At 65.4% G+C, this 19,513-nt stretch carries 18 protein-coding genes; 4 read left to right on the top strand and 14 right to left on the bottom strand.

Going from position 1 to position 19,513, the window contains the following annotated elements; genetic code table 11:
- Positions 1 to 30 precede the first annotated feature (30 nt).
- On the top strand, positions 31 to 1,218 hold the full coding sequence (locus IVB24_RS14715) for a CoA transferase (protein ID WP_247773398.1): 1,188 nt from the start codon (positions 31 to 33) through the stop codon (positions 1,216 to 1,218).
- Here the strand turns inward: IVB24_RS14715 and IVB24_RS14720 are convergent.
- The 5 genes from IVB24_RS14720 to IVB24_RS14740 all read right to left on the bottom strand — a co-directional run bounded on the left by IVB24_RS14720 (position 1,215) and on the right by IVB24_RS14740 (position 6,302).
- The gene (locus IVB24_RS14720) at positions 1,215 to 1,937 is read right to left on the bottom strand and encodes a DUF72 domain-containing protein (protein ID WP_247773399.1); all 723 of its coding nucleotides are present in this window, start codon (positions 1,935 to 1,937) and stop codon (positions 1,215 to 1,217) included. The genes IVB24_RS14715 and IVB24_RS14720 overlap by 4 nt on opposite strands.
- 95 nt (positions 1,938 to 2,032) lie before the next feature.
- Complete coding sequence (locus IVB24_RS14725; protein WP_247773400.1) at positions 2,033 to 3,181, bottom strand: amidohydrolase; 1,149 nt, start codon at positions 3,179 to 3,181, stop codon at positions 2,033 to 2,035.
- Between the two features lie 300 nt (positions 3,182 to 3,481).
- Positions 3,482 to 4,570 carry a mandelate racemase/muconate lactonizing enzyme family protein gene (locus IVB24_RS14730; protein WP_247773402.1) on the bottom strand — a complete coding sequence of 363 codons (1,089 nt, stop codon included), beginning with the start codon at positions 4,568 to 4,570 and terminating at the stop codon, positions 3,482 to 3,484.
- A 172-nt stretch (positions 4,571 to 4,742) separates the two neighbouring features.
- Complete coding sequence (locus IVB24_RS14735) at positions 4,743 to 5,948, bottom strand: M20/M25/M40 family metallo-hydrolase (protein WP_247773404.1); 1,206 nt, start codon at positions 5,946 to 5,948, stop codon at positions 4,743 to 4,745.
- A gap of 114 nt (positions 5,949 to 6,062) precedes the next feature.
- Positions 6,063 to 6,302 carry a hypothetical protein gene (locus tag IVB24_RS14740; RefSeq protein ID WP_247773405.1) on the bottom strand — a complete coding sequence of 80 codons (240 nt, stop codon included), beginning with the start codon at positions 6,300 to 6,302 and terminating at the stop codon, positions 6,063 to 6,065.
- A 213-nt stretch (positions 6,303 to 6,515) separates the two neighbouring features.
- Here IVB24_RS14740 and IVB24_RS14745 point away from each other — a divergent pair, with 213 nt between their 5' ends.
- On the top strand, positions 6,516 to 7,436 hold the full coding sequence (locus IVB24_RS14745; RefSeq protein WP_247773406.1) for a cytochrome c oxidase assembly protein: 921 nt from the start codon (positions 6,516 to 6,518) through the stop codon (positions 7,434 to 7,436).
- A 48-nt stretch (positions 7,437 to 7,484) separates the two neighbouring features.
- Here IVB24_RS14745 and IVB24_RS14750 read toward each other — a convergent pair whose 3' ends face one another.
- The 4 genes from IVB24_RS14750 to IVB24_RS14765 form a co-directional block, all read right to left on the bottom strand.
- Positions 7,485 to 9,302 carry a chloride channel protein gene (locus IVB24_RS14750; RefSeq protein ID WP_247773407.1) on the bottom strand — a complete coding sequence of 606 codons (1,818 nt, stop codon included), beginning with the start codon at positions 9,300 to 9,302 and terminating at the stop codon, positions 7,485 to 7,487.
- Positions 9,303 to 9,429: 127 nt separating this feature from the next.
- The gene (locus IVB24_RS14755; RefSeq protein WP_247773408.1) at positions 9,430 to 10,671 is read right to left on the bottom strand and encodes an MFS transporter; all 1,242 of its coding nucleotides are present in this window, start codon (positions 10,669 to 10,671) and stop codon (positions 9,430 to 9,432) included.
- A gap of 285 nt (positions 10,672 to 10,956) precedes the next feature.
- Positions 10,957 to 11,253, bottom strand: a complete 297-nt coding sequence (locus IVB24_RS14760) for an HGGxSTG domain-containing protein (RefSeq protein WP_247773409.1) — start codon at positions 11,251 to 11,253, stop codon at positions 10,957 to 10,959.
- Entirely contained in the window at positions 11,250 to 11,879 is a 630-nt protein-coding gene (locus tag IVB24_RS14765; protein WP_247773411.1) for a hypothetical protein, read from the bottom strand. The genes IVB24_RS14760 and IVB24_RS14765 overlap by 4 nt, the downstream gene beginning before the upstream one ends.
- 454 nt (positions 11,880 to 12,333) lie before the next feature.
- Here IVB24_RS14765 and IVB24_RS14770 point away from each other — a divergent pair, with 454 nt between their 5' ends.
- Positions 12,334 to 13,317 (top strand): tripartite tricarboxylate transporter substrate-binding protein, encoded by a 984-nt coding sequence (locus IVB24_RS14770; RefSeq protein WP_247773413.1) that lies wholly within the window; start codon positions 12,334 to 12,336, stop codon positions 13,315 to 13,317.
- Between the two features lie 39 nt (positions 13,318 to 13,356).
- Here the strand turns inward: IVB24_RS14770 and IVB24_RS14775 are convergent, their stop codons facing one another.
- From IVB24_RS14775 to IVB24_RS14790, 4 genes are all read right to left on the bottom strand, one after another.
- Positions 13,357 to 14,316: a lytic transglycosylase domain-containing protein gene (locus IVB24_RS14775; protein ID WP_247773414.1), complete on the bottom strand. Its 960-nt coding sequence runs from the start codon at positions 14,314 to 14,316 to the stop codon at positions 13,357 to 13,359.
- A 199-nt stretch (positions 14,317 to 14,515) separates the two neighbouring features.
- Positions 14,516 to 14,791 carry a hypothetical protein gene (locus IVB24_RS14780; protein ID WP_247773415.1) on the bottom strand — a complete coding sequence of 92 codons (276 nt, stop codon included), beginning with the start codon at positions 14,789 to 14,791 and terminating at the stop codon, positions 14,516 to 14,518.
- Between the two features lie 77 nt (positions 14,792 to 14,868).
- Positions 14,869 to 15,726: a VOC family protein gene (locus IVB24_RS14785; protein ID WP_247773416.1), complete on the bottom strand. Its 858-nt coding sequence runs from the start codon at positions 15,724 to 15,726 to the stop codon at positions 14,869 to 14,871.
- Between the two features lie 145 nt (positions 15,727 to 15,871).
- Positions 15,872 to 17,062, bottom strand: coding sequence for a urate hydroxylase PuuD (locus tag IVB24_RS14790; RefSeq protein ID WP_247773418.1), 1,191 nt, complete (start codon positions 17,060 to 17,062; stop codon positions 15,872 to 15,874).
- Between the two features lie 179 nt (positions 17,063 to 17,241).
- Here IVB24_RS14790 and IVB24_RS14795 point away from each other — a divergent pair, with 179 nt between their 5' ends.
- Positions 17,242 to 18,603: a sorbosone dehydrogenase family protein gene (locus IVB24_RS14795; protein WP_247773419.1), complete on the top strand. Its 1,362-nt coding sequence runs from the start codon at positions 17,242 to 17,244 to the stop codon at positions 18,601 to 18,603.
- A 30-nt stretch (positions 18,604 to 18,633) separates the two neighbouring features.
- Here the strand turns inward: IVB24_RS14795 and IVB24_RS14800 are convergent, their stop codons facing one another.
- The gene (locus IVB24_RS14800) at positions 18,634 to 19,434 is read right to left on the bottom strand and encodes an SDR family NAD(P)-dependent oxidoreductase (RefSeq protein WP_247773420.1); all 801 of its coding nucleotides are present in this window, start codon (positions 19,432 to 19,434) and stop codon (positions 18,634 to 18,636) included.
- Between the last annotated feature and the right edge of the window lie 79 nt (positions 19,435 to 19,513).

Genomic DNA, 19,513 nt, shown 5'->3' on the forward strand with positions numbered 1-19,513 from the left:
AATCTGCACCAAACAGCAGGGAAGGGTTCGATGGGAGGAGTCTTGGAGGGTGTGCGGGTGCTCGACTTCGGGCGCTATATCGCAGGGCCCTATTGCGCGACCTTGCTGGCCGAATTCGGCGCCGAGGTCATTCGCGTCGAGAAGCGCGAGGGCAGCGAGGATCGCTTCGTGGCGCCGGTCGGCGAAGGCGGCGAGGGCGCGCTGTTCCTTCAGGTCAACCGCAACAAGAAGTGCATCACGCTCGATCCGATGAAGGTCGAGGGGCAGGAGGTGATGCGACGCCTGGTTGCGACCGCGGACGTCGTCGTCGCCAACCTGCCGCCGCAGACGCTGCGCGCGATGAAGCTCGACTACGATTCACTGAAGGCGATCAAGCCCGACATCATCCTGACGACGGCGACCGCGTTCGGCGGGCCGGGGCCATGGTCCGACCGGGTCGGCTTCGACGGCGTCGGGCAGGTCATGTCAGGATCGGTCTACATGACGGGCGCTGGCGACCCGCCGTACCGGGCCGCGGTGAACTGGGTCGATTTCGGCACCGCGCTGCACTGCGCGTTCGGCACGCTCGCAGCCCTGATCGAGCGCGGCAAATCCGGGCGTGGGCAGGTCGTCGAGGGCGCGTTGCTCGCAACCGCGCTGTCCTTCACCAACGCGACGCTGATCGAGCAGGCCGTGATCAACGTCAATCGCGTGCCGACAGGCAATCTCGGCCAGACCGCGGCGCCTGCCGACATCTACCGCACCCGGGACGGCTGGGTGCTGTGCCAGGTCACGGGGCATCCGCTGTTCAAGCGCTGGGCAAGGTTGATGGGCGAGGAGGAGCTGTGGCTGAACGATCCGCGCTTCGCCGACGACATCAGCCGCGGCAACAACGGCCCCGTCATCAGCGAGCGGATGGCGCGCTGGTGCGCTGAGCGCACCACGCAGGACGCCGTCGATGCGCTGGGAGGTGCGATGATCCCGACCGGGCCCGTCCTCTCACCGCAACAGGCGCTGGATCATCCGCACATCCGCGCCGCCGGCTTCATGCAGGACGTCGACTATCCCGGCCTGCCGAAGCCCGCCCCGGTGACGCGTGCTGCGGTCCGGCTGTCGGAAACGCCGGGCGAAATAGCGAGCCGCCCGCCGACGCTCGGGGAACATACCGATTGGGTCCTTGCTGAACTCGGCTATGACGCGGCTGAGATCGCGGCGCTTCGGCAAGGCGGTGTCATCTAGAGCAGCTGCTTCAACGCCTTGGCGTCCGCGGGTGCCGCGCTCTTCTGGTCGTTGTCGAAATAGACATAGACGTCGCAGCCCTGCCGCTTCCAGGACTTGATGCGCTTTGCCCATTGCGCCAGCGCGGCCTTCGTATAGTGCCCGTGATAGTGCCCGCCTGGCCCGTGTCCGCGCACATAGACGAAATCCGCCGTGCGCTTCCATGGCGCCGGCGCGTCGTGGTGGTCGGACAGGCACAGCGAGATGTTCTCATCCGCCAGCATGCGCAGGATGCGCGGCTGATACCAGCTCGGATGACGGAATTCGAAGCTGTAACGCCGTTTCCGCGACAACAGCTTGAAGAAGGCCGCGAGGCGGTCTGCGTCCGCCTGGAATTGCGGCGGCAGCTGGAACAGGATCGGGCCGGCCTTGCCGCCGAGCCGTGAGATGCGGTCCTCCAGCAGCTCGAGGCTGTTGACCGAGCGGTCCGACAGGCGCTTCCAGTGCGTGATGAACTTTGACGCTTTCCAGGCGAAGACGAAATCGCGGCCGGTCTGCTCGCGCCACCCTTTCACCGCTTCGGGCGTCGGCGTGCGGTAGAACACGCCGTTCAGCTCCGTGGTGTCGAACTGTCCGGCATAATAGCTGAGCTGCTGCTTCAGCGTCACGCCTTCAGGAAAGAACGGGCCGCGCCAGGAATCGTAATGCCAGCCGGAGGTCCCGATCAGAACGCGCGCCATGTTTCACGTGCCATCCGTTGGGCGCGGCGGGAGCTGCCGCGCTTTGCAGGAGGAAACGCCGATGCGGGCGATATGTTGCTGTCGGCGCGCGGTCGCTAGTTCGACGCCAGCGCCGTCTTGGCGACCTCAGCCATCCAGCTCGATGCCACCGGCAGGATCGCGTCGTTGAAATCGTAGCGCGGGCCGTGCAGCTCGGCGCCGTCGCGCAATTCGCCGTTGCCGATCCAGACGAAGGCGCCCGGCCGCTGCCGGAGATAATGGGCAAAATCCTCGCCGGCCATGCTGGGCGCGAGGTCGCGCCGCAACTCGGCCTGCACCTTCTCGGCGGCGATCCGCGCAAGGCGCGCCTCATCGGGCGTGTTGACCACGACGCCGACGCCCATCACGATCTCGGGCGTGACCTTGACGCCGAAGCTGGTCGCGATCCCGGCGCAGGTCCGCTCCATGCCGTCGAGGATGATTTCCTTGACCGCCTCGCGATGGTACCGCAGCGTGCCGCGGATGGTGATGCGTCCGGCGATCTGGTTCGGCGCGGTGCCGCCGTCGATGGTGCAGAGCGAGAGCACGGCGGTGTCGAGCGGATCGACGCTGCGCGATGCGATCGATTGCAGCGCCACGATCAGATGGCCGGCCGCCACCACCGGATCGCGCGTCAGATGCGGCATGCCGGCGTGGCCGGCATGGCCCTCGATGGTGATGGTGATGCGGCCGCCGGAGGCCATGACGACGCCGTCGTGCACGGCGATAGTGCCGGCGGCAAGGCCCGGCCAATTGTGGAAGCCGAACACGCGCTCCATCGGAAAGCGGTCGAACAGCCCGGCCGCGACCATCGCGCGCGAGCCGCCGAAGCCTTCCTCCGCCGGCTGGAAGATGAAATCGACCGTGCCGCTCCAGCTGCTGTCAGCGGCGAGCAGCGCGGCGGCACCGAGCAGCGAAGCGGTGTGTCCGTCATGGCCGCAGGCATGCATCACGCCTGATGTCCTGGAAGCGTAGGCAAGCCCGGTGTCCTCGGTGATCGGCAGCGCGTCCATGTCGGCGCGCAGGCCGACGCGACTGCGCGCATGTCCGCGCGTCAGGGTCGCGACGATACCGTGGCCGCCGATGCCCGCCTCGAAGGGAATGCCGAGCTCGGCGAGCTTGTCCTGTACGAAGGCAGCGGTCTCCTTCTCCTGGAGCGACAGCTCCGGGTGCGCATGAAGGTGCCGGCGCCACGCGGTCAGTTTCTGGTGCAGCTCGGGGGGCAAGGTGCTCTCTCGTCAGGTGTCGGTCGCCGCCAGCATAGCGGATTGTTCACCGCATGTATCAGGCGTTCGCGAATGGCTTGTGTGCGGCAAGAGTCCGTTGGTCGTGGGCTCCCACGAACGGAGCCGCGTGTTCCCCTTCACCTCTCCCGCTCTTGTCCGCCGAAGCCTTGGCGAAGGCGGATGCGGGAGAGGCCGGGAGAGGGCTCGATCGGCATTGGGAATCCCTCCGGTGAGACACCCTCTCCCCAACCCTCTCCCGCAAGCGGGAGAGGGGGCGCATCTCGCTCGTAGTCGCCCAATCTAAGCCTTCAGCTTCGCGAGCCCCTTCCAGTCAAACCCGATGCCATGCCCCGGGCGGTCCGGCGCGAGCGCCTTGCCGTCCTGAAGCACCAGCGGGTGCTCGATGTACTTGTCCAGCCCGAATCCGTGCGCCTCCAGATAGGAGCGGTTCGGGCAGGCCGCGAGCAGGTGCACGGTGATGTCGTGCGCGCCGTGGCTGGTGACGGGCAGGTTGAACGCTTCCGCCAGCCGCGCGATCTTCATGAAGGCGCCGACGCCGCCGCAATTGGTGACGTCAGGCTCGGGATAGGACACCGCGCCACTGGCGATGTAATTCTTGAACTCCCAAAGCGAGCGCAGATTCTCGCCGGCCGCGATCGGAACGCCACCGGCCTGCATGATGCGCGCGTGGCCGGCGACGTCGTCGGGGATGATCGGCTCCTCGAGCCAGGTGAGGTCGTAGGGGACGAAAGCGCGGGCCGCACGGATGGCTTCCTCGACGGTCCACTTCATGTTGGCGTCCACCATCAGCGGAAAACCGTCGCCGAGGTGCTGTCGCATCGCGGCGACCTTGGCGACGTCGGATTTCAGGTCGGGCCGGCCGACCTTCATCTTGATGGCACGAAATCCCTTGGCGAGATTGCCGTCGGTCTGCGCGAGCAGCGCCTCGACGGAGAGATCGAGGTCGATGCCGCCGGCATAGCATGGCACGCGCGCATCGAAGCCGCCGAGCAATTGGTACAGCGGCAGCTTGGCGCGCCGCGCCTTCAAATCCCACAGCGCGATGTCGAGCGCGGAGAGCGCCAGCACCACCGGCCCGCCACGGCCGCCATAATGCAGCGCCCACCAGACGTGATGCCAGATCGCTTCGGTATCGTCGGCCTCGCGGCCCTCGATCAGTGGAGGGATCTCGCGCTTCAGAATGTCCGCGACCGCGCCGCCATTGCGGCCCACGGTGTAGGTGTAGCCCACGCCCTCGGCGCCATCGGCATCGCGGATGCGGCAGGTGATCAGCTCGAACGCGGTGATCTCGCCATGCGTGGAGTCGGAGAGCGTGACGGGGAGGGGGATCCGGTAGAGCCCGGTCTCGATATGAGCGATGCGTGGCATGTGGCCTCCCTGCTTCTTCTTTTCTGGTAGGGTGGGTTAGGCGAGCGGATGCGCGTAGCGTATCTGCTCGGCGTAACCCACCACTTCTGTCGCTGCGGATGCCGAAGAGGTGGGTTACGCCGTCGACTGCGCTTCGCGCAGCCGCCAGCTAACCCACCCTACGCACAGCAAATCACCGCATCGTTGCAATCTGCACGGCCAGCGCGCAGGCGCGGTCGTATTCGTCGAGATTGATCCACTCGTCGATCGTGTGCGCCTCGTTCTGGCCGGCGCCGAAGGTCACGGTCGGGATGCCGTGACGAACCATCCAGTTGGCGTCGAGGCCGCCATTGGCGGTGCGGACGTTCGGCGTGCCGCCGACCGCGGACACGGCCTCGACCGCGCGCTTGATCACGGGCTGGCTGTCCTTCATGCGGAACGGAAAATAATCGGTTTCGGCCTTGAACTTGACCTTGCCGGACTTGCCTTGCGCGTTGGTCACTTTCTTGGCCGCCTTCTCGAACGCAGCCTTGTAGGCCTTGGTGATCTCCTTGAAGAATTTTCCGTCATGGCTGCGGCTTTCGCCGCGCACATGCACGTAATCGGTGACGACGTTGGTGGCATCGCCCGCGGGGCGGCCCTCGCCGCCGGTGACGGGACCGACATTGCTGGTGCCCATGCGCGCGCTCGCGCCCTTGCCCTTCACCACCTTGCCGAACCAGCCGCCGGCCTTCACGTCGGCGAGCGCCAGCGCCATGATCATGGTCGAGGAGATGCCGCGCTCGGGTGCAACGCCGGCATGCGAGGCGCGGCCGAAAATTTCGACGGTCCAGCGGTCGGCGCCGACCGCGCCGATGACGACGTTGGAAGCCGAGCCGCCGTCATAGTTGAAGGCCATCACGGGCGAGCCGAGCTCGTCCAGCTTGACGTGGCGCGCGCCATAGAGCCCGCTCTCCTCGCGCACGCAGAACAACAGCGTGATCGGCGGATGGTCGAGCTTGTGCTTCTCGAGCTCGGCCGCCAGCGTCACCAGCACGCCGCAGCCGCAGCGGTTGTCGCCGCCGAGCGCGGTCCTGGCCTCGTTGACGATCTTGCGGCCGGACTTTTTGGGCTTGGCGCCGGCGCAGAGCGGCACGGTGTCCATGTGGGTCATGAACATGATGCGTGGCTGGTTGTGCCGCGCGCCGCGGCCGGGCAGGTCGACGATGAGGTTGCCGGTCTCGGTCGGCACGGGAATGCGCGTGTTGGCGTCGTCGAGCCGGATCGCCTTGGCCGGCACGCCGCTCTCCTTCAGCGCGGCGCTGAGCTCCCGTCCGATCGCCGCCTCCTGCCCGGTCACGCCCTCGACGGCGAGAAAGCGCATGAGGCGGTCGGTGGCGGCTTTGGTGTCGACGGGCATGAATCGGTCCTTTGGTGCACGGGGCCCGTCAGCATCTCCTGCGGCACGTCGCAGCGCAAGGCCTCGGACAATCCTAATGCAGGCCGGACAGATCGGCACTCCGTTGACGAGCGCCTAGATTTCGAGAATCTCCTGCACGGCCTCGAAGATGTCTTCGGCGTTTCCGTCTATCCTGCCTTCCGCCCAGGCCTGGAACGCCCTGGCGTAGACCAATTTTTCCGCATCCTGATCGTTCGTAGGGTTGATCTCCGCCTTGCTCCCGCTGCGCGTGACGGCCTTTGCCTCGATCGCGATCGTCGTAATCGTCGCCAGGCGGCCTTCGTGCTCGTCGTAAACAGTGTTTGCAGTGCTCATGACAGCAGCTCCGTTTCGTCAAGTTGCAACAGGTGCTTGGCATAACGGGCGATGCGGAGATGTTCGGCTTTAGTTCGGGATCACAACATCGTCAAACCCGACGAAAGGCGGTTGCCCGTTCTGGCGTGGCGACACTTGCGGGGCTATCGGGTTGGGGCCTTACAAACCGATCCATGCAGTGCGATGGCACGACCATCGTTTCGGGGAACGACGATGGAACCGCGCTATCAAAAGCACTTGAACGTTGTCATACCTTGCCTTGCCGCCCTCGCTGTCATGTCCGGTCTGGTGGCCTATTCGCCGGTGCTCTACCGTGTATTCTGCGGCGCAACCGGATATGGGGGAACGACGCAACGAGCCTATTCAGAACCGGCGACCAGCTCCAAACGAACGGTGACGGTGGCGTTCGATGCCAATGTCGCGCCCGGGCTGCCATGGCGGTTCGCACCGGAGCAGCGATCCGTGCAGGTTCATCTCGGCGAGCAGAAGCTCGTCTTCTTCAGTGCCGAGAATTTTGGTGACGAGACGACGGTCGGACACGCGACGTTCAACGTCACGCCGGAAACAAGCGGAATCTACTTCAACAAGATTCAGTGCTTCTGCTTCAATGAGGAGCGGCTGGATCCGCATCAGAAGGTGGACATGCCGGTCGTGTTCTACGTCGATCCGGCCTTTGGCAAGGACGCCGACACGGAGCACGTCGACACGATCACGCTGAGCTATACCATGGGCCGCTCTCCGAGCCCATCCGGGGCAAAGAACCTGTCGCGCTTTCTTGCCGGTGCTCCGCCCGATGTCGTCCATGGCCAGGAGCTCTTCGCCCAGCGTTGCAGCGCCTGCCACGCCCTCGAGCGGAACATGACCGGCCCCGAACTGGGCGGGGTGGTGGGCCGCCCGGCGGGCTCTGTCGCAGGGTACGACTATTCGTCGGCGCTCAGGACAGCCCATTTGAGCTGGACTGGTGACAAGTTGGACGACTGGCTGGCCGGCCCGCAAAAAATGTTGCCGGGCGCGAGAATGCCGGTGCGCGTGCTCGACGCGCCGTCGCGCCACGACATCATCGCTTATCTGGCGACTCTCGCCCCCAAGCACGATGCGACCGCGCCTGCGGGCGGACCGGCGCCGGAATACTAGAGCACGGTATCGAATCGAACCGGCGCTCTACCGGGCGCGCGGCGCGGATCAGTCCTCGTAGCTGCCGATGACGGCGTCCGCGATCACGCGCTTGGTGACGATACCGACGATATCGTTGACGCGCGGGCGTGAGCCGCCGCGAAAGACGATCGCCGCACCTGCGCGGTGGCGACGCAGCCTCGCAAGGACGAGACTCAGGAGATCCTCATCCCGGCAAATGACGAGCCGCCGTTCGGCGAAGCGTTCGACGAGAATGTCGGGGTTGGTGTGAGACTCGGCCCACAGGCCCGAACGCGGCGGGATAAGTCCCACGATCCGGCCGTCCCTTTCGACCACGATGGCGCGGGCATCGTCGGTATCTTCCGCAGTCATGGCCTGCTTCAGAGTCGTGCCCGCCCTGGCGACGATGAAACGGTGCTCCATGATGTCCTGGGCCTGCTTGACCAGGTAGAGATTGATGTGTCGTTCCTTCGGAATGCGATGCCCGCGATGGCGCAGCTTGACGGTGTATATCGTCTCGTTGATGAGCGCACGCCGCACGCCGGCAGCCAGCGCGACCGCGACGATCACGGGAACGATGATCGCGTAGTCGCGTGTCATTTCGAACACCATGACGATCGCCGTCATCACGCCACCCGTTCCGGCACCGACGATGGCTGCCATTCCGACGATGGCGGCGGAAGACGGCGTCAGCCCGGAATGCGGAAGGATCGAACTGGTCGCGGCCGCAAAGGCGGCGCCGAGGGTGGCGCCGAGGTAGAGCGACGGTGAGAAGATGCCGCCGGAGGCGCCGCAGCCGAGGCTCACGGTCGTTGCAACCAGCTTGAGTACAAACAGCAGCGCGAGCAGGCCGGCTGCCGTCATCCTGTGGTCGAGGATATCCTGAATGACCGAGTAGCCCACGCCGTCGATGTAGGAGTGTCCGAAGGTGCGGGTGAGGCCGACCATCATCAGGCCGATCACCGCCATGCCGAGAACGTTCTGGACGTACTCATTCTGCGTCAGTCTTGGAAATCCGTCCTCCATGAAGACGAGCACCCGGATGAAGGCCCAGGCCGCCACGCCGCAGATCAATCCGAGCAGGACAAACGCGATCGCCTCCTGAATGTTGAACGAGGCGACCATCGGGAATTGAACGTCGGGCACGGCAAAGGCGGGGTCCGGGCCGATCAGGATGCGCCCGATCGTCGTCGCGGCTCCCGTGGCGACCACGACGGGAAGGAAGGTACGGTTTGATACCTCCGGCAGAAGGATTTCGAGGGCGAACAAAACGCCGCCAAGCGGCGTGTTGAAGGTCGCGGCGATGCCTGCGCCTGCTCCGGCGGACAGCAGCGTGATCTTCTGCCGCGTCGATAGTCCGATCAACTGAGAGAGGGCCGAGCCGAGCGCCGAGCCGATCTGGATGATCGGCCCTTCGCGTCCGACGGCTGCGCCGCTGCCGATCGATATCGCCGAGGCCAGGGCCTTGACCACCGCCACGGTGCCGCGAATGTTGCCGCGCTTGTAGAAGATTGCATCCATCACCTCGGGAACGCCATGGCCCTTGGCCTCCGGGGCAAAGCGCCTCACGAGAAAAACGACGATCAGTCCGCCGATGATCGGCGCAAACAGGACGAGGTCGCCGAAGCGGCTGGCGCCTTCGCTGACATTGGCGTCGTACACCAGGCTCAATCGGCCATTGTAGAACAGGTTGTGCACCAGTCCGATCAGGGCCCGAAACACCACGGCGCCAAGGCCCGTCATCACCCCGATCACCAGCGCAAGGCCGCAGAGCACGAGCAGGCTCACGCGCCACTCCCCGGACAGCGGCTTGCGGCCGCTGGATGCAATCAGCTCTGCTGTTTCGGGCGCAATGGCTGTGGACATTCGGATCCCGAAAAACGAGGGAGGTGAGACTTAATAGCCGGAAATTCTGCCGCTCGAAAGACGAGGTGGCCGCACTTTATGACTAACTGATGAGACTTTTGGTTGTTTCGCGGCAGCGAGGGCCTGTTCAGACGGTTCGCGTGCAGGCCATAAAGATCACCGCGCCCACGAGAAGCGCCGCTGCCATGAAAAGCAGCACCGCCGGCAGCCCCGCGAGTGCCGCCACCGCGCCGGTGACGGACTGCATCAGGGCCGCGCCGAGGAAGAAGGCGAGGTTCACGGCCGCGAGCGCCTTGCCCGCCACTTGCGCATCGACGAGCTGCCGGGACATGCCGAACAGCAGCGGCTGGGCGGAGGTCGCAAGGCCGATCAGCACGAACAGCACGAGGTCGTATTGCGGCGGCATCACGGACACGCCTGATAGAACGGACACCGCGTAATGCGGCGCCCCGAGCGCCATCAGCGCCAGCAGCAATGCCGCGACCATATGCGAGCCGGCCACCAGCGCGCGGCGGCGGCCGAGCCTGCGGTCGATCATGCCGATGCACAATGGCCCCGCGATCATCGCCAGCGTGAACGCACCGAGCTGATTGCCGGCCTCGACCCGCGACAAGCCCTTCACGTCCATCAGCCACGGGCCGCCCCACAGGCCGCGCAGCACCAATGATGTCGCCAGCGACACCAACGCGAGCGCGATCAGCCCGCGCAGGGGACGCGAAAGGCCGAGCCTGAGAACCTCGATCATCTGTGCAAGCGGCGAGGACTCGTCCTTGTGCTCGGCAGGCTGATGCGGCACCAGCGCGAACACCGCGAGCGCGACCGCAATTCCGCCAATCGCCGATATCCAGAACCCGGCGCGCCAGCCGTAGGCGTCGACGACGAAGGCGAGCGGGCTCGACGACAGCAGCATGCCGATATTGCCGATCGAGAGGATCGCGCCCGACCACAGCCCGAACCGCGCTGCCGACAATTGCTTGGCCGCCAGCGTCATCGGGCACATCAGCATGCCCGAGGTGGCAACGCCCAGCATGAACTGCCCGACCGCAAAGCTCGCAGCCCCCGTGGCAAACCCCGATGCCACCGCGCCGAACACGGTTCCGGCGAGCAGGCTCAGCGACACCGGCCGCACGCCAAACCGGTCCATCGCGGCTCCGACCGGGATCTGCGCCGCGGCGAACGCGAAAGGATAGATCGAGGTGAGGCTCGCCAGCGCCTGCGGCTCGATGTGGAAATCCGCGGCCATCAGGTCGAGACTGACCGCCGGAATGGTGCGCAGCAAGGTGGAAAGCATATGGCCGCAGGCGAGCGCGAGCAGCGCGAAGATCAGCGCGCGGGTGGCGGTGCCCGCGTCGTCGGCAGCAGTCTCCATGAGTATTCCGTCCCGGCTGGGTTTTGCGTGGGATTACAGGATTGGGGGCGAGGTGCCAACCTTAAGAGCTCTTGCCAAAATGCAGGGCGGCGTTGATGCCGCAGCCCCGTAGGATGGTGATCTGTCCCGCAACGAGTTCGGTCGCCTCGTCGAGCCCGGGCAAGTATAGCGGCGAGCCTAAGGCGCAACCGCGACCCAGGCAGAGTGCTCATATATGATGGTCCATAAATAGCCCATATGGGCTCATATGGATCGTTAGTGCCTCACTGACGGCACGCTTTTGGACTAACCGGTCGGATCTCTCTGGCTGTCTGCCGCCATCTCGCGCAGCAGCTTCTCCGCGTCATCGAGCAGCTCCCTGATCGCCCGCCGCTCCGCGATCCGCTCCCGCGTGAAGGCGCCATGCTTTTGCGCATTGCGGTTTCTCCACGGCGCGCCCGATCCGGGCGCGCCGCCGTGCATGCGGCAGCGGAGCTTGCCGCGCATCGCGGGCGCCCGGCAGGCGTGGCCTTCGCGCGTGCCGGCGCCGCAGCGCGGGCTCGCCGCCATCGCGCGTGTGTTGCGGGTGTGACCGGCACTCATGCGGCGCCGCCGTTCGAGGCTTTGGCGCGGTGGTGTTCGCGTTGGCCGTCATGCATCGGCATGTCGGTGTCGGCGACCGTCAGATGCGCCTGTTGCGTGACGTTCCCCACGATCGCGCTGCCGCCGTCCTGCACCGACAGGTTCTGCACCGTGATCGGACGCTCGCCGTTGCCGCGGTGGCGGTTGAGGGCCTCCATCTGGGCCGCGAAGGTGCGGGCCAACCGGGTCAATGTGCGCGAAATGCCCTCCTGCTGCGGGGTGCCTTCGGCGAAGGCGAGGCGGCAGGCAAAGCGCATGGTCGCGACGTGGACGGACACCATCTGCGCCGCCAGCATGGTCTCGAGGGAATCCCGCGGTGCGATGCCTTTCATCATCGAGATCATGAAGGCGAGATTGTCCTCATCGGGCTTCTGCAGGATCACGCTGGCTTTCATCAATTGCTTGAGGATGCCATGCAGGGCGTCTTGATCCACGGCACCGAGCGCCTCACCCATCAAGTGCTCGCCGGTCTCCGCGTCCGGATGCTGAATTGCGATCCGTTGTCCGGTGAGCTTGACCTTCGGGGTGGTCCTGCTGCCGTACCTGACGATTGGCGTCGTGCTGTTGCGTGTCATGGCTGTCGTCATGTCGATATCTCCTTCGAGCCCACGGCACGCGCGAGCCGGCCCCTCTGGTGCGAGGCCGACCCTCTCGGTTGCCGTGCGGCGATTGCGTTTTGAAATGTCGATGCTGGGCTTGTTCGCGATCGAAGCGAGGCCCACATGGCCGTGGAGGCCGGGTGGCTGACGCCGATCGCGATGATGGCACTATGCCCCTGTTTTGCCCGACGAGTCAAAATCGATTTCGTAACATCCGAAGCTCGCGGCCTGGCGTAAGTCCTTGTTTCGACAAGGGCCGTCTACTGTGCATGGGGTTGTTTTCGCATTTTTTGCCTGAAGGCGGCGCGCACCTGCCGTGCGGCGGAACGCCGGCGACCAAACCCGATTGCGAAATCCGGCGTGACCGCTATTCATGACCTTCGAATGCGTCGCCCAACAAGCCTGCACAAGCGGCGCTGCTGAAGCCTGGGGAGAGAGACCAATGCAACGAACCGCCCGCCTGCTGGCCGTCATCGCTGGATTGTGCGCCGCTGCGCTGGCGACGGAGGCATCGGCGCAGACCTATCCGGTGCGGCCGGTCAAGGTCATGGTCGGCTTCAGCGCCGGCGGGCCGGTCGATGTCGTCGCGCGCATCATCGGCGACCGCCTGGGCAAAAAGCTCGGGCAGCCCTTCGTGGTCGAGAACCGCGCCGGCGCAAACGGCATGATCGCCGCAGAGGGCGTCGCACGTGCGGACGGCGACGGCTACACCATGCTCGCCTGCAACTCGTCCACCATCACGCTCAACAAGACGCTGTTCAAGGATATCCGCTACGACCCGGAAAAGCACTTCGCGCCGCTCACCACCGTCGTGTCGGCGCCGCTCGTGCTCGTGGTCAATCCCGAGAATCCCAAGACGGCTCATATCAAGACCGTCGCCGATCTCGTCGCGGCGGCGAAGGCCGCACCCGGTGCGCTGGCTTACGGCTCGGGCGGCAACGGCAACCTTGCCCATCTCGCCATGGAGCTGCTCAGCCAAAAGGCCGGCGTCAAGCTGATCCACGTGCCCTATCGCGGCGGCGCGGCTTCCGAGGTCGGCATCCTCGCCCAGGAGGTGCTGGCCGTGTTCGATCCGCTCTCCGCGGTGCCGCTGGTCAACGCCGGCAAGCTGCGCGCGCTCGCGGTGTCGTCGGCCGAGCGGCTGCCGGCGCTGCCCGATGTGCCGACCGTCGCGGAAGCAGGCTTCCCCGGCTTCGACATCTCGTTCTGGGTCGGCTTCTTCATGCCGAAGTCGACGCCGGCGCCGATCCTGGAGACGCTGCACCGGGAGATCGTCGCGGCGGCCAAAGATCCGGTGCTCGCGGACAAGCTCGGCTCGCAGGGCGTCGTCAGCGTGCTGACACCGGCCGAGTATGCCGCGAAGATCGCGAAGGAGACCAAGGAGCTCGCCGAGGTCGTCGCTGCCGCTGACATCAAGGCGGAGTAGGGGCGCGGTCGCGCCGAAGGCGCGGGTGAGGTCGGCGCATCAGCTCGCCGAGCGCTCGCGCTCCGCGATGCGGATGGCGCGAGCCCTGGTGCCCTTCGCCGCACGGACTGCAATCATGCTCCTCGCCTTGCCACGGGGCGGGGCGTTTTTGTGGAGCAGGGATACGAACCGCTTGCGCGCCCGGTTCGTCCTCAAATGCGCGGCAAGATGTTCGGCCTTGCGAATGACGGTCGCGATCGAGGGCGTCAGGTTCACCGGGACCCAGGCGACATCCCTGGCCTTGGAGAGGCTGCCGATGCCTTCGCACGGCGCCTCGCGCGGCAGGTCGATACGGATCGCGAGCGCCTCCGACCGCTCGGTCCAGTCCTCGGCCTTGGTGCCGGTGATGATGCGGACATAGTCGCGGGTCTCGCGCGGCAGCTCGCTCTCCTTGGCGAGCCACTTCTGAACCCGGCCGGGACCGGCATTATAGGCGGCCGCCGCGAGGCCGAGATTGCCGAAATCATCGCGCAGCTTGCGCAGGAACTTTGCCGATGCGGGCAGCGCCTTGATGGGATCGAAGGGGTCGTCGAGCCCGACCTCGGCGGCCGTCTCCGGCATGAATTGAGCGACGCCTTGTGCGCCGGCCGGGCTGACTTCGTCGGACTTGAAGCGGCTCTCCTGCCAGAGCAGGCGGGCAAAGAACGGCACGGGAATGCCGCTGGTCTCGGCGGCCTGTCGAAGCGCATGGCAGAATCGTTCGGTCGATGAAACCGGCGCCTGTGCGGCAGCTTCGACGACGGGCGGCGGCTCGATCACTTGCTCAAAGGCAGCGCGCGCATTGGCGAGCTCGATCGCCTGCACGCTCGCGAGGAACAGCTCGACGACCGGAATGAGCGGGGATGCCTGATTGTCTCCAAGACGGGCGCTGTCGAAAGTCGATGCTTGCCGCGACGCCGCTAGATCGAAGTCGCACATCAAAATGAAGAGCGCGGCACAAGCCGCGACGACAAATCGCATCTCTATGGAAGTCCTCGAACCGTGGGGAACGACCGGCGAGGCGCCGGTGACAAGGACTTCTTAACCGTAATTGCGGCGAAGCTGCGATTCCGCAAAACGACCGGTGTTAGTACGGTGTTCCGCTACGGAAACCCCGCGTTCTCTTCCCCGGAACTTCCGGAGCTGCGAAGATGCCGAATGTTGTCGGCGGACGGCGCGGCTATTCCTTCGGAAAATCCCTGCGCATCGCGATCTCGGCGGCATCGCCGGGCGACAGCACGGTCTGGTCGAAGGTCGCTTGCGGCTTCGTCATGATGTCGTAGAGGGAGATGCCCTTGATCGGCTTGCCCATGAGCTCGCGGACGCAGTCGGCGAGCGTGCCGTTGTAGACGAGATAGGGCGGACCTCGGTCCTTCTGCCGCTCGCCCTTCAGCGACGGCCACTTCTTCAGTTCGGCCGGCGCCTCATAGGCGATCGGCGATCCCTCTTTGAACATTCGCTTGGCCCCGGTGGCTTGGATCGCGAGAGATCCTGGAGCCGCCGGGTAAACACACGTTAAAGAATTGGTTCAAATCAGCCGGCAATGAAGGCGAGCAGGGTGCCGTTGGCCTTGGCCGGCGGCACGCAGATCGCCGACCCACTGCGCACGGCAGCAGATCCCAGCGCCTTCTCGGTCGCCGCCAGATCGCCGCTGACGAGCACCAGCGCCGCGCCGCCGCGCTCAGAAATTCCGGCGAGCGGCACGCCGGGATAGCGCTTTCCGAGTTGCTCCAGCGTGAGATAGACGAAGTCGGCACGATCGCCGCCGGAGCGCACCGTGACCGCGCCATCGGCCTCGGCGGTCGGCTCGCGGTCGATCAGCCGGCCGAGATGCGCGGCCTCGTTCGCGGGCTCGGGTGTTGCGATCAGCGTCTGCCTGATCCGCTTTGCCGCATTGGCGTGTTTCATCAGTTCGGGAATCCAGACCGTCTCGCGCGTCTTGTGCTGGCAGGCAAAGATGCGCACGCCGCCGGGCGCTTCCGCGGTCGGCCACATGAAGGTGCGGAATTTTGCTGCCGAGACCGTTCCGTTCGGCAGCGTGACCGGCCGCTCGAAATCGGTCGGGCCGACCGGCGTGAAGCCTCGTGCGCGGATCTCTTCGGCACCGGCAGCGGAATCGACCGCCGTGAAGGCGATACGCTCGATGCCTTCGCCGCGCTTGTCGAGGAAGGCGCGCGCCGGCGCGTTGTGCTCGGTCGCGGCGAGCACGCCGAGCAGCTCCATATAATCGGGGTCGAACATGATGGTGTAGTTGCCGGTGCCCATATGCGCGCTGTGGGTGCCGCGCGGCGACACGGTGAAGCCGAGCTGCCGATAATTCTCGGCGGCCTCGTCGAGGTCCTTCACCATGACCACGGCGTGGTCGATACCGATGACGTTCTTGAGGGCCACTGTTCTTATCCCCGAATGCAAACTGACTTGAGGCCGCGGGCCGCGGCCGGTCCTGTCTACGCCGGATAGGCGGCCAAGTCAGTTTCAATTCGATGCGAGATACGAAATTTCATTCCGCGAAACGATCCGCCGACGCGCGGCAGCATCAACGGGCCTGCTCGAGATAGGCAGCAAGGATCGCGCGCTCCTCGCTGGTCATCTCGGTGATGTTGCCCGGCGGCATCGCATTGGACCAGGCCGCAACGCGGCCGATCAGGCGGATGTTGCGATGGATGTGCTCGGGCGCATCGAGCAGGATGCCCTTCGGCGCGGTCACGATGCCGGCCCAGACCGGCTCTGTGGCGTGGCACATGCTGCAACGGGACGTCACGATCTCCTCGACAGCGGCAAGGGTCGGCTGCGCCGATAACGCGCCCGTCTTCACCTCGCGCGGGCCGGCCGCGGAAAGGAACAGGATCGCAATCACGCCGATCGCAGCCACGCCCCACACCCACCATGGCGATTTGCGCCCGGCGTGGCGCTCGTTGAAGAAGTGGCGGATCACGGGTCCCAGCGCCAGGATGATGGCGACGATGATCCAGTTGAAACGCGTGGCGTAGAGCAGGGGATAGTGGTTGCTGATCATCAGCACGACCACGGGAAGCGTCAGATAGTTGTTGTGAACCGAGCGCTCCTTGCTGGCCTTGCCGAGCTTCGGATCTGGCGCCTGTCCCGCGATCAGGCTAGCCACGATCTTCTTCTGGTTCGGGATGATCAGCGCAAAGACATTGGCCACCATGATGGTGCCGATGATCGCGCCGATCTGGTTGAAGGCACCACGGCCGCTCAGCACATGGGTGAAGGCATAGGTCAGCGCGACCAGGAACAGATAGCCGCCGATGGCGAACGGCAATTCGCGCTGTGCAAGACCGGAACGGCAGGCGGATTCATAGAGCAGCCACGCCAGCGCGAGGCTGCAAAAGCTGAACAGCCCGGCCTGGAGTGGCGTGAGGTCGAGGATCGACTTGTCGACCAGGAACAAATCGGCCTCGAGATAATAGACCACCACCATCAGCGCGAAGCCGGACAGCCAGGTGGTGTAGGCTTCCCATTTGAACCAGGTCAGCTCGTCAGGCATCTGGGAGGGGGCTACCAGATATTTCATGATCCGGTAGAAGCCGCCGCCATGGACCTGCCAGGCCTCGCCCTGCACGCCATCGGGCAGGTCACTCCTGGATTTGAGGCTGAGGTCGAGCGCGATGAAATAGAAGGAACTGCCGATCCAGGCGATCGCCGCCACCACGTGGAGCCAGCGCAGCAGCAGGCTCGCCCATTCCGATATGATGGATCCCCACATGATCATCCCGTCAAATGCGACAGCGATGCCGCAGCTATGATGACGGCAACCCCCGCCCTTACAATGTGTCGCACCTATCCGCGGTGTTTTCCAGTACGATGGGTTGCAACCGATGCACATCGTGCGGGCATCGGTTGACGTGGGATGCGGCAGCGCTTCGACTTGCCGCGGTGGTGTCGATGTTCGAGATTGCAGGCCGGGAGGACCATTTGAAGAGCAAGATTTTGTCTGTCGCGATATCCGCGGGGCTGCTGGTTGCGACCGGTGCGCAGGCCGAGCCGGTGTTGCAGGGCAAGGACGCTTATGGCGATTGGCAGGCCGACAAGCCGGGCACGATCAGGCTGATCCGGCCGCAGGATCTGGTCAGGCCCGGTGCGACGCGATCGGTTGCGAGCTCGTCGCGCGTGGTGCCGCGTCCGCCGGAGGCCGCGCTCCAGGTGCCGGCGGGATTCAAGGTCGAGCTGTTTGCCGAAGGTCTGCGCGCGCCGCGCATCATCAGGGTTGCGCCGAACGGCGATGTCTTCGTTGCGGAGACGCGGAGCGGCACCATCCGTGTGTTGCGTGCCGGCGAAGGCGGCAAGGTCGCGACCAATGAGGTGTTCGCCAGCGGACTGAGGCAGCCATTCGGCATCGCCTTCTTCCCGAACGGCGACAATCCGCAATGGGTCTACGTCGCCAACACCGACAGCGTCGTTCGCTTTCCCTATCAGGCCGGCGATCTCAAGGCGCGCAGCAAGGCCGAGACGATCGTGCCGAGCCTGCCGCATGACGGCGGCCATTCCACCCGCGACATCGTCTTCACGCCCGACAACAAGCGCATGCTCGTCTCCGTCGGCTCGCTCAGCAACGTCGCGGAAGGTTTGGGCACGCCGCCGGGCGGGATGGAGGCGTGGTCGAAATCGCAGCCGCTCGGTGCGGCCTGGGCGAGCGAGACCGAGCGCGCGGCCGTGCTGGCTTTCAACCCGGACGGCAAGGAGCGGAAGATCTACGCCACCGGCATCCGCAATTGCGTCGGCCTTGCGATCCAGCCGCAGACGGGGCTGCCCTGGTGCTCGACCAACGAGCGCGACGGCCTGGGCGACGATCTCGTGCCCGACTACGTGACCAGCGTGAGGGAAGGCGCGTTCTACGGCTGGCCCTGGTTCTATATCGGCGCCAACGAAGATCCGCGCCATGCCGGCGCGCGGCCCGATATCAAGGACAAGGTGACGGTGCCCGATGTGCTGGTGCAGCCGCACTCGGCCTCGCTCGGCATGGCCTTCTACCAGGGCACGCAGTTTCCGTCCGAGTACCAGGGCGATGCGTTCGCCGCCGAGCACGGCTCGTGGAATCGCTCGAAGCGCACCGGCTACAAGGTGATCCGCATCCGCATGAAGGACGGCAAGCCGACCGGCGAATACGAGGATTTCGTCACGGGCTTTGTCGTCAGCGACACGGAAGTGTGGGGCAGACCGGTTGGCGTCGCCGTCGCAAAGGATGGATCGCTGCTGGTGTCGGAGGATGGCAACGGCACGATCTGGCGGGTGACTAGCATGCGTTGACTTCCCCCTCCAGAAGGGTGAGGAAGTCCGCTACCCCCGTCTCACGCTCGCACCACCATCCACCGGCAGCGTCACGCCGGTAATGAAGTTCGCCTCGTCCGACGCCAGGAACAGCGCGGCGTTCGCGACGTCCCAGCCGGTGCCCATCTTCTTGCGCAGCGGCACCTTGCTGTCGCGTTCGGCTTCGACCTCGGCGCGGGTCTTGTGCCATTCGCGGGCGCGGGTGTCGACGGCCATCGGCGTGTTCATCAGGCCGGGCAGGATGACGTTGGCACGGATGCCGTATTCGGCATTCTGGTAGGCGAGCTGTTCGGTGAAGGCGATCATCGCCGACTTCGTCGCCTTGTAAGCGACGTAAGGATAGGTCGTGATCGCCGCCATCGAGGAGATGTTGATGATGACGCCGCTGCCTTGCGCGCGCATGATCGGGATCACCTCTTTCGCCGCAAGAATGCAGCTCTTCAGGTTGATCGCGACGACGCGGTCGAACGCCTCCTCGGTGATTTGAAGCAGCTCGGCGTCGCCGCCGGACAGACTGACGCCGACATTGTTGTGCAGCACGTCGATCCGGCCCCAGCGCGACTGGGCGTCCTTGACCATCGCCTTGATGTCGGCCGACTTCGTGACGTCGGCCTTGAAGGCTGCCGCGGTGCCCTGCTTCGCCGCGATCATCGCAACCGTTTCCTGCGCCGATTCCAGATGATGATCGACGCACAGGACCTTTGCCCCTTCGCGCGCGAAGGTCAGCGCGGTGGCGCGGCCGTTGCCCATGCCTTCGCCGGGGCTTTGCCCGGCTCCGACGACGATGGCGACCTTGTCCTTCAAGCGCATCTCGGTTCACTCCCTTTTCCGGTAGTTCTCATTATTTTCGTGCAGATTAGCAAATCGTCCCGACCGGAGAGAAGGGCGT

The sequence above is a fragment of the Bradyrhizobium sp. 192 genome, from assembly GCF_023100965.1.
Lineage (GTDB): Bacteria > Pseudomonadota > Alphaproteobacteria > Rhizobiales > Xanthobacteraceae > Bradyrhizobium > Bradyrhizobium symbiodeficiens.

What these genes read in the sequence shown, in the direction of transcription:
- IVB24_RS14715 (WP_247773398.1), top strand. Translation starts at nt 31, where the DNA reads ATGGGAGGAGTCTTGGAGGGTGTGCGGGTGCTCGACTTCGGGCGCTAT.
- IVB24_RS14720 (WP_247773399.1), bottom strand. Translation starts at nt 1,937, where the DNA reads ATGGCGCGCGTTCTGATCGGGACCTCCGGCTGGCATTACGATTCCTGG.
- IVB24_RS14730 (WP_247773402.1), bottom strand. Translation starts at nt 4,570, where the DNA reads ATGCCACGCATCGCTCATATCGAGACCGGGCTCTACCGGATCCCCCTC.
- IVB24_RS14735 (WP_247773404.1), bottom strand. Translation starts at nt 5,948, where the DNA reads ATGCCCGTCGACACCAAAGCCGCCACCGACCGCCTCATGCGCTTTCTC.
- IVB24_RS14740 (WP_247773405.1), bottom strand. Translation starts at nt 6,302, where the DNA reads ATGAGCACTGCAAACACTGTTTACGACGAGCACGAAGGCCGCCTGGCG.
- IVB24_RS14745 (WP_247773406.1), top strand. Translation starts at nt 6,516, where the DNA reads ATGGAACCGCGCTATCAAAAGCACTTGAACGTTGTCATACCTTGCCTT.
- IVB24_RS14750 (WP_247773407.1), bottom strand. Translation starts at nt 9,302, where the DNA reads ATGTCCACAGCCATTGCGCCCGAAACAGCAGAGCTGATTGCATCCAGC.
- IVB24_RS14755 (WP_247773408.1), bottom strand. Translation starts at nt 10,671, where the DNA reads ATGGAGACTGCTGCCGACGACGCGGGCACCGCCACCCGCGCGCTGATC.
- IVB24_RS14760 (WP_247773409.1), bottom strand. Translation starts at nt 11,253, where the DNA reads ATGAGTGCCGGTCACACCCGCAACACACGCGCGATGGCGGCGAGCCCG.
- IVB24_RS14765 (WP_247773411.1), bottom strand. Translation starts at nt 11,879, where the DNA reads ATGACGACAGCCATGACACGCAACAGCACGACGCCAATCGTCAGGTAC.
- IVB24_RS14770 (WP_247773413.1), top strand. Translation starts at nt 12,334, where the DNA reads ATGCAACGAACCGCCCGCCTGCTGGCCGTCATCGCTGGATTGTGCGCC.
- IVB24_RS14775 (WP_247773414.1), bottom strand. Translation starts at nt 14,316, where the DNA reads ATGCGATTTGTCGTCGCGGCTTGTGCCGCGCTCTTCATTTTGATGTGC.
- IVB24_RS14780 (WP_247773415.1), bottom strand. Translation starts at nt 14,791, where the DNA reads ATGTTCAAAGAGGGATCGCCGATCGCCTATGAGGCGCCGGCCGAACTG.
- IVB24_RS14790 (WP_247773418.1), bottom strand. Translation starts at nt 17,062, where the DNA reads ATGTGGGGATCCATCATATCGGAATGGGCGAGCCTGCTGCTGCGCTGG.
- IVB24_RS14795 (WP_247773419.1), top strand. Translation starts at nt 17,242, where the DNA reads ATGTTCGAGATTGCAGGCCGGGAGGACCATTTGAAGAGCAAGATTTTG.
- IVB24_RS14800 (WP_247773420.1), bottom strand. Translation starts at nt 19,434, where the DNA reads ATGCGCTTGAAGGACAAGGTCGCCATCGTCGTCGGAGCCGGGCAAAGC.